Raw genomic sequence first — 12,377 nt, forward strand, 5'->3', positions numbered from 1 at the left:
CCCTATATAGGCCTATTCGGGCGCTGTGCGCAGCCTCGATCCATGCCGCCAAGCCCCTGTTCATGCGGTTCTCCGGCAATCCTTCAGACGAAATGGTGCGTTGCAGCGTTTTTGCGCGTTTATCGCCCTCGACATCGCGTTCCTTAAGGGAAACCCCTAGCCCCGCTGCGAAGCGAGAGCAACGCCCTGCGTCAGGAACCGGCTGCCGCCAGGCTGCGTTTGCCCTGTCCTACGGTCTGCGCGGCAGGCATTGCAACCCCGTTCTTCACGGCAAGTACCTCCGCCATGATGCTCACCGCGATTTCCGCGGGCGTCCTGCTGCCGATGTGGATGCCGACGGGCGCATGCAGTCGTTCCAGGGATGCGGCGGTTTCGCCGAAATGCTCCATGAACCGTTGCCTGCGGATGCCCGTATTGCGGCGTGAACCGATGGCGCCCACATAAAACGCCGGGCTGTGCAGCGCTTCCAGGAGCGCAAGATCGTCCAGCTTGGGATCGTGGCTCAAGGCGACGATGCAGGTGCGCGTGTCGGGGGCCAGCGCCAGCACGGCGTCGTCGGGCATTTCCCGCGTGATGTGCACGCCGGGCACGGACCAGCTGCCCACATGTTCCCCCCGCGGATCGCAGACTGTCACGGCAAAGTCGTTGAACAAGGCCATGGTGGCCAGGTATTCCGCCAATGCGCCTGCGCCGATGAGCAGCATCCGGTACTGCGGCCCCAGCGTGGAACAAAGCGTCGCACCGTCGAATTGCACTGCGCCGGGCGTCGAGGCCGGCGCCAATGTCACCGCTCCGGTGGTCACGTCGACGGTGCGCTGGACCAACTGGCCGGCTTCGAGCCGCCGGACCAGGGTGTCCAGCGTTTCGTAGTCAGGCTGGAACTCCAGCAGAAGCTCCAGCGTGCCGCCGCAAGGCAGTCCGAACCGCCGCGCTTCGTCGGCTTCAATCCCGTAGCGCACCAGTTCAGGCGCGCCTTGCGCAATGGCGCCCTCGCCATAGGCGCGGGTATACCGGTGTATCAGGTCGTCTTCGATGCAGCCGCCGGATACGGAGCCGACGCAACGCCCGTCTTCGCGCAGCGCCATCATGGAGCCGACGGGGCGCGGCGATGAGCCCCAGGTCTTGACCACCGTGGCCAGCAGCAGCCTGTGCCCCTCCGCCAGCCAGGCGCGGGCTTCGCGCAACACGCGGACGTCGACCGTCTCCATGCCTAGGCTACCGTGCGCACCGGCAGGCTGCGGATCCGCTTGCCGGTGGCGGCAAAGATGGCGTTGCACAGCGCGGGCGCCACGGGCGGCACCGGGGGCTCGCCTACGCCACCCGGAGGCAGGGCGTGATCGTCGTTGACCAGATGCGTGCGGATCACGCGCGGTGAGGCATTGTGGCGCAGCACTTCATAGTCGTGGAAGTTGCTCTGCTTCACGCGGCCCTGCTCGAACGTAATCTCGCTGGCAAGGGCAAGCCCCAGGCCCATGATGGCGCCGCCTTCCATCTGCGCGCGGATGCGTTCGGGGTTGATCTGCGGGCCGCAGTCCATCGCCATGTCCACGGCCACCACGCGCACCTCGCCCTTTGCATCCACGGCCACCTCGACCACGGTGGCGGTGTAGCTCATGAAGCTGTAGCAGAATGCCAGCCCGAGGCCATGGCCCTGGGGCAGGGTCCTTCCCCATTCCGCGCCGTTGCAAGCCGCTTCGATCACGCCGCGCAGACGGCCCGTGTCATAGGGGTAGCGCTCGGGGGATTCCGAATAATTCCAGGTGTCGGCCATCGTGCCCGGGTCGATCCTGCGCGCTGGGCCGATGAGGTCGAGCGCGAAATCCTTGGGGTCCTTGCCCGCGCGGTGGGCCAATTCGGCAATGAAGCACTGGGCCGCGTAGGCGTGCGGAATGTTGGCTACCGAGCGGAACCAGCCGATGCGGGCATGGGCCTCCACTTCGGCCGTTTCCACCCGGACGTTGGGAATGCGGTACGGCATGTTGATGGCCGACATGGCCGATTCGAACAACTGCTGGCCCTTGGCGCCTTCCGCGAAGAGGGAGGCGATGGTGGGGGCGGCGCTACGGTGCAGCCAGGACTGGACCTGGCCGTTCTTGTCCAGGACGGCCTCCAGGCGTTCGACCGACACGGTATGCAGATAGTCATGGTGAATGTCGTCCTCGCGAGTCCACACCAGCTTGACTGGCGTGCCTTCGGGCATGGCGCGGGCGACGATGGCGGCCTCGTCCACGAAATCGGGCTTGGACTTGCGGCCGAACCCGCCGCCCAGCAGCAAGACATTGACCGTGACGTTGGCGGGCTCCAGTTTCAGCCGGGCGGCGACGGCATCGCGCGCGGCGACGGGGTTCTGGATCGACGTCCAGACCTCGGCGCGGCCATCCTTGATCCGGACGGTGGCGGCCGGCGGTTCCATCGAGGCATGGGCCAGATGGGGAACGTAGTACTCCGCGGCGACGCGCTCGGCCTCGGGCGCCTTGGTCCAGGCTTGCGCGGCATCGCCCTGGCTGCGCATCGTCTTGCCAGGCTTGCGCGCCGCCGATTCCAGCGTCTGGCGGTAGGCGCTTGAGTCATAGCTGCCGTTGGGGCCGTCGTCCCATTCGATTTCCAGCGCGTCGCGGCCTTGACGGGCCGCCCAGGTGTTGCGCGCGACGATTGCGACGCCGCCCAGGGGCTGGAATGCGGGTGCCCCTTGCATCGGCGGAATCTCCACGACCTTCAGCACGCCGGGCACGGCCAGCGCCTTGGCGCTGTCGAGACGGCGCAGCTTGCCGCCGACGACAGGCGGACGCGCGACGACGGCATAGACCATGCCGAGCAGGCGCATATCCATGCCGTAGCTCGCCTGGCCCTTGCCGATGGCCTCCAGGTCCACCAGGCGCACCTGGTCCTTTCCGATGTAGCGGAACTCTTTCCGATCCTTGAGCTTGAGCGCATCGCCCGCGGGGACAGGCTGCCCGGCCGCGTCGGCCGCCAACTCGCCATAAGTCAAACGGCGTCCGGATGGCAGGTGCAGCACCTCATGTTGCACCGCCTTGACCTCGGCCAGAGGAACGGACCAACGCGCCGCCGCCGCGGCTTCGAGCATCTGCCGGGCGGCCGCGCCGACGCGCCGCATGGGCATCAGGAAGTGGCGCACGCTGCGCGAGCCATCCACGTTCTGGTTGCCATAGCGCGCTTCATCGGCTTGCGCCTGTATGACTTTCACGCGCTCCCAGCGCGCTTCCATCTCGTCGGCCACCACCATGGGCAGGCTGGTGCGCACGCCGGTGCCCATTTCGGCGCGGTGCGCGACGATGGTGACGGTGCCGTCCACGGCGATGCTGACGAAAACCAGCGGATCGTCGACGGTGCCGCCGGGCATGCTGTCAGCGCCGTACTTCTGGGCGGAGGGCTCGGCGGCCCAGGCTGTCGTGATCAAACCCTTGGTCGTGACCGTCAGGGTGAGCGCGCCCAAGGCGCCCTGCAGAAAGCCGCGCCGGGAAAGTTGAGCGGTGTGCGTCATTGCTTGCCTCCCTGGGCCAGGAGCTTGGCAGCCTGCTGAATGGCTGCGCGGATGCGGGGGTAGGTGCCGCAACGGCAGATATTGCCGCTCATGGCGTCTTCGATGTCTTGATCCGTCGGCTGCGCCGTGGCCTTGAGCAGGCTTACCGCGGTCATGATCTGGCCCGCCTGGCAGTAGCCGCATTGGGCAACGTTCTGTTCTATCCAGGCTTGCTGCACGGCCCGGCCGACCGCGTCTGCCTCTATCCCTTCGATGGTCGTGATGCTGTGGCCAGCCACGGCGGAAAGCGGGGTGACACAGGAGCGGATCGGCGCGCCGTCCATGTGCACGGTACAGGCGCCGCACAATGCCATGCCGCACCCGAATTTAGTGCCGGTCATGCCGAGTTCATCCCGCAAAGTCCAGAGCAAGGGCGTTTCTCCCGGGACGTCGATATCCTTGGCGTGGCCATTGATTTGAAGTTGGGTCATAGAGGAATCCTTGGAGGGCGGGCATGACAGGCGTAGGCTTGCCCGAACCATGAGTGAATCATTTATTCAAATCGGAATTCTGCCTAAAAATTCAAAAATTCTGCCTAATTGTTCTAGACGGAACTCAAGCGCGAAGAGCTTGAGCCGGTGGCGAGAGCGCGCCACGTCCGGTTGACCTCTTATTGCAGCCGCTGCTTCAACAACAGATAAAGCTCCTGCGGTCGGCCTTGCCTCCCGCGCAATCCTGGGCCGGGTCTGTCTGCCGCAAGGTATCCAGGAAATGCAGCGCCGCCGCCGACAAGGAGCGCTGTTTCTTGAGCAATATGCCGATTTCCCGCGTTGCGGCGGGCGAATGCAGCGCCAGGCTGCACAGGCGCGTGGCGTCCATCAGGCGCAGGGCCAACTGCGGGACCGCCGCGATGCCGACTCCGGCGGCCACCATCGCGCCCACCACCGAAATATTGTCGGACACGTAATTCATCTCCGGCATCCGCCCCGAGGCGGCAAGAATCCGGTCGGTAACCTGACGGATGCTGCTGGCCGGACCGCTTGCGATATAGGGACGGTCGGCGAAAACACTCCAGTCCACGCGCTTTTTGCGCGCCAGCGGATCGTCGACCGGGCAGATCAGGACGAATTTTTCTTGCAGCAGCGGAGAGAAGGTCACGCTAGCCGGCTGGTCCGGAATTTCGATGGATATGCCGATGTCGGCGGTGCCTTCCGCCACGGCCTGCGTGATCTGGCGGGCAGAGACGGCGTGGATGTTCAGCCGCACCTGCGGATGCGACTTCTGGAAGGCGCGCGCTGCTGCTGGCAGCAGGGCGGAAGCGACCGAGGGCAGGGCCCAGACATTGATGCTGCCGCGACGGCCCGCAATGAACTCCGACAGATCGCTGAGCGAATCGCGGAATTCCGACAGCATGCGCATCGCAATGGGGACCAGTTCCGCGCCGGCGGCGGTAAGCGCAACGCCGTGCTTGTCGCGGTCGAAGAGCCGGGCGTCGAGCTTTTGTTCCGCGGCCTGCACCCGCCGGCTGAGCGCGGGCTGGGAGATGTGCGCGCGTTCCGCAGCCATGCGGAAGTTGAGCGTCTCGGCCACCAGCAGCACGGCCTCCAATTCGGAAATGGTCAGGGTCATTCGCTTGCGTGATGCGTTTGAGTTATTACCAAGATATAAATATATCAATTTCCAGATCAGGTAAGTCGCACGATACTGATCCGGACCGTAAACACGGACGGAGACAGACATGAATGACTCGCGCAAGCGGCTGCGCATCGGCGTCGGCGCTGGCATGGCCGATGACCGCATCGGCCCCGCCATGCCATTGCTGGAAGGCTGCGACATTGACTACCTGGTGTGCGAGTGCCTGGCCGAGCGGACGATCGCGCGCGAAACGCTGTCGCGCAAGCATGACGGGGCTCACGGCTACAACCCGATGCTGCAGGAGCGCATGCGCGCCTTTTTGCCCGCGTGCCGGGAGCAGGGCGTGCGGCTGGTGTCCAACATGGGCGCGGCCAATCCGGTCGGCGCTGCCCAGGCGGCACTCGACATCGGCCGCGACTTGGGGTGGCATGAGATGAAATGCGCCGCCGTCGTCGGCGACGATGTGACCGACCGGGTGCGCCAGCATCCCGAGCTGCGCCTGATGGATCGCGACCTGCCGCTGGAATCGATCCTGCCTCGCTTGGCCTCCGCGAACGCCTATCTGGGCGCCGATGTCGTGCGCGATGCGCTGGCCACCGGCGCCCACGTCGTGATGACGGGCCGGGTGGCCGATCCCTCGCTGTTTCTGGGCGTGGCGCTGCATCATCACGGCTGGGGCTACGACGACCTGCCCAGGCTGGCGGCCGGCACCATCATGGGCCACCTGCTGGAATGCTCCGCCCAGATCACGGGCGGCTACTTTGCCGACCCCGGTAAGAAAGACGTTCCACGATTGGCCGAGCTGGCCTATCCCTATGCCGATCTTTATGGCGACGGCGAGCTTTACATAGGCAAGCCGGCAGGCTCGGGCGGCCGCCTCGACCGCATGACCTGCACCGAGCAGGCGCTGTACGAAATTCACGATCCGGCAGCCTACATCACGCCGGATTGCGTGCTGAACCTGGAAGGCCTCCATTTCGAAGAACAGAACGCGGACCGGGTGGCCGTGCGCGGTATCCACGCCGCGCCACGCACCGACAGCTACAAGGTCGTGGTGGGCTACTTCGACGGCTGGATAGGTTCGGGGGAGGTCGCCTACGCGGGCGTCAATGCCATCGCCCGGGCCCGGCTGGCGGCCGACACGGTGAAGGAAAGGTTCCGCCTCGATGGCGGCGTGGCCAGCGAAATCCAGGTCGACCTGATCGGCATCAGCAGCCTGCATGGCGATCATGCGCAAGCCCTGGCGAGCCATCCCTATGAGGTCCGCCTGCGGGTCGCCGCGCGCTGCCCCGACAAGAACAGCGCCCACCGGCTCGGCGACCACGTGCGGCAGCTGAACATGCAGGGGCCCTATGGCGCAGGCGGCCCGGTCAACCTGGGCGCCAAGGAGGTCATCGCCGTGGATGCCTTGCTGATCCCGCGCGGCTGGGTCAACCCGGAAGTGATTACCTTGGGAGCCAGACCATGAGCATTCTGGTTTACGACCTCGCGCATGCGCGCGCCGGCGACAAGGGCAATACCTCGAGCATTGCCGTCATTGCTTACGACGACGCCGGCTGGCGGGTGCTGCGCCAGGCGCTTACCGCCGAACGCGTCGAACAGGCCTTCGCCCATCTGGGAGCAGGGCAGGTGCGGCGTTACGAGGTGGCAAGCCTGAGAGCGCTGAATTTCGTCATCCCCAACGTGCTGTCCGGCGGCGTCACGCGCTCGCTGCGCCTGGATCCGCACGGCAAGTCGCTCAGTTCGCTGATGCTGGGAATCGAGCTTCCAGGCAGCCAACCGCAATCCTGAAAGGACCTGCAATGTATCCTCCCGCTGAACCCATGGGTACCGAGGTATACGCCCGGCTGCCCGAATCCCTGCACCTGACCGAACAGCCCTCGACCTGGCTGGCGGCGCGCCATGTGAAGATGCACTCCTTCCTGGAAGGGCCATCCTTTGATCGCGCCGGCAATCTGTGGTGTGTCGACCTGGCGCACGGGCGCATCCTGCGCGTGGACCCGGCAGGCAACTTCGAGGTCATCGTCAGCTACGAGGGCGAACCCAATGGCCTGAAGATCCATCGCGATGGACGCATCTTCGTTGCCGATCACCTGCACGGCCTGATGCTGCTGGATCCCGCAGCCCGCAGCATTCGACCGTACCTGCAGCATGTGCAGCGCGAAGGCCTGAAGGGTCTGAACGATCTGTTCTTCGCAGCCAACGGCGACCTGTACTTCACCGACCAGGGCGAAAGCGCCCTGGAGAACCCGACCGGCCGCGTCTTCCGCCTGCGCGCCGACGGCAAGACCGTGGACCTTCTGATGGACGGCCTGGCCGGCCCCAACGGCCTGGTCATGAACCAAGCCGAGAATGTGCTTTATGTGGCAATCACGCATGACAATGCCATCTATGCGCTGCGCCTGGAACCCGGCGGCCAGATGAAGAAAGCCAGCCGTTTCATCCAGCTATCCGGCAGCACGGCCGGGCCGGACGGCATGGCCATGGACAGCGCCGGCAACCTGGCCATCGTCCATGCCCAGGCAGGCACCGTATGGCTGTTCAGCCCCTTGGGCGAACCCCTTTACCGCATCCGGTCCTGCGCAGGCATGCGCACCACCAATGTCGCCTTTGGCGGCGAGGACATGCGCACCCTGTACATCACCGAGGCGGAGCAGGGCGTCATTCTGCGCGCCCGCCTGCCGCATCCCGGCAAGCCGATGTACTCGCACGGCGATTGACTCGCCTGCCACGCATCCCATCCACGCAAAAAAAATCACCGTATACCGGAGACAGCACCATGATTTCCTTCCGATTGATAGCCGGCCTGGCACTGAGCCTGGCCGCCTTCACCAGCGCACAGGCCGCCGATGCCTATCCCGCGCGCCCCATCCGCCTGATCGCCACATTTGGCCCGGGCAGCTCCATCGACATCATCGCGCGCCTGGTCGCCAAGCCCTTGAGCGAGCAGCTCGGCCAGCCCGTGATCGTCGAGAACAAGCCCGGCGCCGGCGGCGACCTGGGCACCGACATCGTCGCCAAGTCTGCCAAGGATGGCTACACCATCGGCTTCGCGTCCGCCGGGCCGATCACGGTCAATCCCAATGCCCGCAAAAAAATGCCCTATGACGCGCTCAAGGACCTGGCGCCGGTAGCCCTGGTGGCGACAGGCCCGAACGTCATTCTGGTCAACCCTTCGATCCCGGTGACCAACCTGAAGGAATTGATCGCCTACATCAAGGCCAATCCGAACAAGGTCAATTACGCCTCGGCGGGCGTGGGTACCAGCGGCCATATCGCAGGCGAGCTGTTCCAGCACCTGTCCAAGACCGAAATCCTGCACGTGCCCTACAAGGGCAATAGCGACGCCATCACCGACACCCTGGGCGGGCGCACCCAGATGGTCATCAGCGGTGTTCCGCCCATTCTGGGGTTCGTGAAGTCCGGCCAGCTGCGTGCCCTGGCCGTGGCCGACACCAAACGCTCGCCGCTGCTGCCGGACGTGCCCACCGTGGCCGAAGCCGGCCTGCCCGGCGCCGAAAGCGTCGCCTGGTACGGCATCGTCGCGCCCGCCGGTACGCCGCAGGCCATCCTGGACCGCCTCCACGACGAGATCGTCAAGGCGGTGAACAACCCTGAAACGCAAGAGAAGTTTGCCGGCCTGGGCATAGTTCCGTCCGCGGACAGCCGCGAGGACTTCGGCAAGCGCATGGCGGATGAGTACGTGCGTTTCCAGCAGCTGTTCAAGCAGATCAACCTGGTCATGGATTGAGGGAATCATGTCGCGCACCGTTCTCGTCACTGGCGCCAGCGGGTTGGTCGGCTCCGCAGCCGTCGACTCCTTCCTGAACGCCGGCTGGGAAGTCATCGCCGTTTCCCGGCGGCCCCCGGAAATCATCAGCCTAAGGCCGTTCACCCATTTGCCGGTTGACCTGCAGGACGCGGAGGCCTGCCGTCGCGCCTTCGAGTCCTTGCCGCAAGTCACGCATGTCTTCTATGCGGCCGTCTATGAAAAGCCCGGCCTCATTGCGGGCTGGCAGGACGCCGAGCAGATGTCCACCAACCTGAGCATGATCAGGAACGTGATCGAGCCGCTGAGCCGCAGCGGCGGGCTGCGCCATGTCACGGTGCTGCAAGGCACCAAGGCCTATGGCGTGCACCTGCACCCCATCCGCATTCCAGCGCGCGAGCGTCAGCCTCGGGACGACCATCCGAACTCTTACTGGTTCCAGGAAGACTACATCCGGGAAAGGGCCGCGCAGTGCGGCTTCGGTTGGACGATATTCCGTCCCACCATCGTGGTCGGCCCCAACGTGGGCGTGGCGATGAATACCGTGCCAGTGATCGGTGTCTATGCGGCGCTGTGCCAAGCGGAAGGCAAGCCGTTCGGCTATCCGGGGCACATCTCCTACCCGCGCGAAGCCGTGGACGTGCGCCTCATCGGCGATGCGGGCGTCTGGGCAGCCGAGAACCCGCAATCCTGGAACGAACACTACAACCTGACCAACGGTGAAGTCTTCAGTTGGCGCGATCTGTGGCCCTCGCTGGCGGAGTTCCTGCAGGTCGAGCCGGGTCCGGACCAGCCCGTGTGCCTGGCTGAATACCTGCCCAGCCGCGCGCCGCTGTGGGACGAGATCGTCAAGCGGCATGGCTTGCGGCCCTTGAGCATGGGCCAGATCCTGGGCGAATCCCATTTTTCCGCCGACGCCCGGTTCGGCCATGGCCTGAAAGCGCCGCCCCCTCCGGCCTTTGTCAGCACCGTGAAGATCAAGCAGGCAGGCTTCACGCAGGCCTACGACACCGAAGCTTGCGTCAAGCACTGGCTTGGGGTGCTGATGGAGCGGAGGATCATTCCGCCCCGCATGGTTTGAGAGCAGGGGGCTGCTCAGGCCGTCTTATCGAGGGGCGCCCACCTTCAGTCGATGCCGTACTTGCCGGGAGCGATGACGCCATTGGGGTCGAGGGCGGCTTTGATCGATGCGCAGGCGCGCACGAACTCCGGCATGCGTTGGGCCTGGTGGAACCCGTGGTACATGGTCGGCGCCCGGCCCACGAAGATGCCGCGCTCGGCGAACAGCTGGGCCAGCGCCCGGTAGCAGGCGTCCGCGCGGGCGGTTTCGTCGGCGTCTTCGCGGTTATAGATGATCGCGTGGATGGCGCGGGCGAATCGCGCGCCGCAAACGTTCGACAACAGGTATTCCAGCCCGTGGTCGTGGCAGATGCGGCGTGCCTGCGCTTGGAGGCTGTTGACGATGTCGCCCGCGACGGGGGAGCCCGCCGACAGCCAGATCGCGCCGCCGCCCGGGCGCCAGCCCAGCATCTTCAATTCGCTGTCGGTCGGCACGCCGGTGTTGGAGTTGATGGCGATGTGCAGGGGGCCGATGTCCTCTGCTTCTTCCATGGGAATCTGGCGTCCCTTGCCCGAGGCCAGGAAATGCTGGGCGATGCGGTCGATCTGGGGCTGCACGGCGGCACGGCTGGCGCCGTACACCGCGCCCGATACGGTCCAGGAGCCCAGGTTGTATTGCCGCCGCAGCGCGGCGCGGCCTTCGTCAGACAGCGCACGCTTGCCGCCGCTGGCCGCGTATTCCGGGTTGGTGGCCGCCGAGGACAGCAGATACAGGTCGTTGGTGGCGCGGATCAGCGTCGGCACGAAATTGCTCAGCTTCAGCGGACGGATGCGTTCGACGATCTCCCCCAGGTCTTCGTCGTCGGGGAAGGTGAAGAAGAAGGGTTCGATATGCGGCGGCCGCGGCATGAGCCACATGCCCACGCGGGTGACAATGCCGAAGTTGGATTGCGAGAACAGGCCGTCCAGCGTCGGGCCGAAGCTGTATTTGGATACGTGCCAGTTGGGATGCGAGGAGCCGGCCAGGCTGCCGTCGCCGGTGCGGATCACGTCGCCATTGCCGAGCACAACCTCCATGCCGCAGCTCATGCCGAAATGATCGGCGTAGGCGCCGCTGCCGCCGCCCTTGTCCAGGGCGTTCGCGAGGATGCTGCCCTGCGACGGGCCCGCAGTGGGCGAGATCATCAGCTTGCTTTCCCGGCGCTGCAGCTCATCGTGCATGGCGCGGAAGCTCACGCCGGGTTCGAGCACGCAATAGCCCAGCGTCTCGTTGACTTCCAGGATGCGGTTCATGCGCCGGCCCAGGTCCACCACCACCTGGCCAGGGCGGATGGGCGAGCGGGTACCCAGGCCGATGTTCTGGCCATTGCTGATGGGATAGAGCTGAACGCGGAAGCGATTGGCCAGCCGCACCAGCGTCTGCACGGCTTCGGTCGAGTCCGGATAGGCGACCGCGCCGGGACGCACGTCGGCGCAGGGCAGCGTATGTTCGCCGTAGCGTCCGAGGACGTCGTCGCCCAGCGTGATGGCGTCCGCGCCTAGCTCGGCTGCCGCCGCATGGGCGAAATCTACGATAGGGTCATTGGAAGGCATTCGTCGTTCACCACAGAAGATCGCCGCTGCCGGCGGTTGTCGGAACCGGCGTGGCCGCCGGAGTTGGAGCGTTGGCCGCCGCCTGCGGCGGCTTGGGCCGGAAGTCTTCAAGACCGCGGGGAGGCGGGCCGCCGGTGGCCCAGTCCAGCAGCTGGACCGTGTGCGCCACGGGCACGGACGTGAAGCGCGAGATCTGTACCAGGCATCCCATGTTGCCGGCGGCGATCACGTCCGGCTGGCTAGCCGAGGCGTGGGCCGCCTTGCGTTGTCCCAGGCGGTCCGAGATGGCCGGCTCAAGGATGTTGTAGGTCCCCGCCGAGCCGCAGCACAGGTGCGACTCCGCAATGTCGCGCACCTCCATGTCCAGCTTTCCCAGTGCGCGGCGCGGCGGCCGTTCGATCTTGAGGCCATGCTTGAGCGAACAGGAGTCGTGATAGGAAACGGCCAAGCCCAGAGCCGAGCCGCTGGCGGTCAGCGGCAGGCCGGCGGCGATCTGCGCGATGTCCTGGGTGGCATCGACCACGAGGCGCACCTGCGCCGACAGCTCGGGGCGGTCGGAAAGCAGTTCCTCATAACGTTTGATGACGGAACCGCAGCCTGAGGTGGTGCTGATGATGGCGTCGATGTGTCCGGCCTGCAGCGCGGCCGACCAACTGCGGACGGCCTGTTCCATGTGTCGGGTGGCGGCCTCGCGTCGTCCCATGTGCAGTTCGAGCGCGCCGCAGCATTGCACGCCCGGGACGGCGACGACGGCGTAGCCGGCGCGTGTGAGCAGGCGTTTGGCCGAGGCGTTGATCTCGGCGCCCAGCACCGACTGGGCGCAGCCATCCAGCAGCGCCA

Annotated in this window: 11 protein-coding genes; 5 read left to right on the forward strand and 6 right to left on the reverse strand. The window is 65.8% G+C overall.

The genetic code is table 11. The features are described from left to right. Positions 1 to 191: 191 nt before the first annotated feature. The 4 genes from VIR09_RS09435 to VIR09_RS09450 form a co-directional block, all read right to left on the reverse strand. Entirely contained in the window at positions 192 to 1,208 is a 1,017-nt protein-coding gene (locus VIR09_RS09435) for an XdhC family protein (RefSeq protein ID WP_332012619.1), read from the reverse strand. 2 nt (positions 1,209 to 1,210) lie between these two features. Then, positions 1,211 to 3,502, reverse strand: coding sequence for a xanthine dehydrogenase family protein molybdopterin-binding subunit (locus tag VIR09_RS09440; protein ID WP_332012620.1), 2,292 nt, complete (start codon positions 3,500 to 3,502; stop codon positions 1,211 to 1,213). After that, positions 3,499 to 3,972: a (2Fe-2S)-binding protein gene (locus VIR09_RS09445; protein ID WP_332012621.1), complete on the reverse strand. Its 474-nt coding sequence runs from the start codon at positions 3,970 to 3,972 to the stop codon at positions 3,499 to 3,501. The genes VIR09_RS09440 and VIR09_RS09445 overlap by 4 nt, the downstream gene beginning before the upstream one ends. 196 nt (positions 3,973 to 4,168) lie before the next feature. Then, positions 4,169 to 5,293 (reverse strand): LysR family transcriptional regulator, encoded by a 1,125-nt coding sequence (locus VIR09_RS09450; RefSeq protein ID WP_332012622.1) that lies wholly within the window; start codon positions 5,291 to 5,293, stop codon positions 4,169 to 4,171. Between VIR09_RS09450 and VIR09_RS09455 the strand changes: the two genes are divergently transcribed. From VIR09_RS09455 to VIR09_RS09475, 5 genes are read left to right on the forward strand one after another with little or no spacing between them, the layout of a single operon-like run. Then, positions 5,220 to 6,584 carry an acyclic terpene utilization AtuA family protein gene (locus VIR09_RS09455; protein WP_332012623.1) on the forward strand — a complete coding sequence of 455 codons (1,365 nt, stop codon included), beginning with the start codon at positions 5,220 to 5,222 and terminating at the stop codon, positions 6,582 to 6,584. The two genes, VIR09_RS09450 and VIR09_RS09455, sit on opposite strands and share 74 nt — an antisense overlap. Beyond that, entirely contained in the window at positions 6,581 to 6,907 is a 327-nt protein-coding gene (locus tag VIR09_RS09460; RefSeq protein WP_332012624.1) for an AtuA-related protein, read from the forward strand. Before VIR09_RS09455 ends, VIR09_RS09460 begins: the two co-directional genes overlap by 4 nt. Before the next feature lie 11 nt (positions 6,908 to 6,918). After that, entirely contained in the window at positions 6,919 to 7,836 is a 918-nt protein-coding gene (locus VIR09_RS09465; RefSeq protein ID WP_332012625.1) for an SMP-30/gluconolactonase/LRE family protein, read from the forward strand. 59 nt (positions 7,837 to 7,895) lie between these two features. After that, positions 7,896 to 8,867, forward strand: coding sequence for a tripartite tricarboxylate transporter substrate binding protein (locus tag VIR09_RS09470; protein ID WP_332012626.1), 972 nt, complete (start codon positions 7,896 to 7,898; stop codon positions 8,865 to 8,867). Between the two features lie 7 nt (positions 8,868 to 8,874). After that, positions 8,875 to 9,966: an SDR family oxidoreductase gene (locus VIR09_RS09475; protein WP_332012627.1), complete on the forward strand. Its 1,092-nt coding sequence runs from the start codon at positions 8,875 to 8,877 to the stop codon at positions 9,964 to 9,966. 44 nt (positions 9,967 to 10,010) lie between these two features. On the opposite strand, the gene VIR09_RS09480 is transcribed toward VIR09_RS09475, so the two are convergent. Both VIR09_RS09480 and VIR09_RS09485 read right to left on the reverse strand, forming a co-directional pair. Then, positions 10,011 to 11,537, reverse strand: coding sequence for an FAD-binding oxidoreductase (locus VIR09_RS09480; RefSeq protein WP_332012628.1), 1,527 nt, complete (start codon positions 11,535 to 11,537; stop codon positions 10,011 to 10,013). 7 nt (positions 11,538 to 11,544) lie between these two features. Continuing rightward, positions 11,545 to 12,377 (reverse strand): heterodisulfide reductase-related iron-sulfur binding cluster (locus VIR09_RS09485; protein WP_332012629.1); only part of this gene is annotated, 833 nt, incomplete at its 5' end.

Source organism: Achromobacter sp., from assembly GCF_036567245.1.
Classification (GTDB): domain Bacteria; phylum Pseudomonadota; class Gammaproteobacteria; order Burkholderiales; family Burkholderiaceae_B; genus Achromobacter.

Coding starts and splice junctions, on each gene's coding strand:
- VIR09_RS09460 (WP_332012624.1), top strand. CDS start 6,581: ATGAGCATTCTGGTTTACGACCTCGCGCATGCGCGCGCCGGCGACAAG.
- VIR09_RS09445 (WP_332012621.1), bottom strand. CDS start 3,972: ATGACCCAACTTCAAATCAATGGCCACGCCAAGGATATCGACGTCCCG.
- VIR09_RS09480 (WP_332012628.1), bottom strand. CDS start 11,537: ATGCCTTCCAATGACCCTATCGTAGATTTCGCCCATGCGGCGGCAGCC.
- VIR09_RS09450 (WP_332012622.1), bottom strand. CDS start 5,293: ATGGCGGGGCCGATGCGGTCATCGGCCATGCCAGCGCCGACGCCGATG.
- VIR09_RS09455 (WP_332012623.1), top strand. CDS start 5,220: ATGAATGACTCGCGCAAGCGGCTGCGCATCGGCGTCGGCGCTGGCATG.
- VIR09_RS09465 (WP_332012625.1), top strand. CDS start 6,919: ATGTATCCTCCCGCTGAACCCATGGGTACCGAGGTATACGCCCGGCTG.
- VIR09_RS09470 (WP_332012626.1), top strand. CDS start 7,896: ATGATTTCCTTCCGATTGATAGCCGGCCTGGCACTGAGCCTGGCCGCC.
- VIR09_RS09475 (WP_332012627.1), top strand. CDS start 8,875: ATGTCGCGCACCGTTCTCGTCACTGGCGCCAGCGGGTTGGTCGGCTCC.
- VIR09_RS09440 (WP_332012620.1), bottom strand. CDS start 3,502: ATGACGCACACCGCTCAACTTTCCCGGCGCGGCTTTCTGCAGGGCGCC.
- VIR09_RS09435 (WP_332012619.1), bottom strand. CDS start 1,208: ATGGAGACGGTCGACGTCCGCGTGTTGCGCGAAGCCCGCGCCTGGCTG.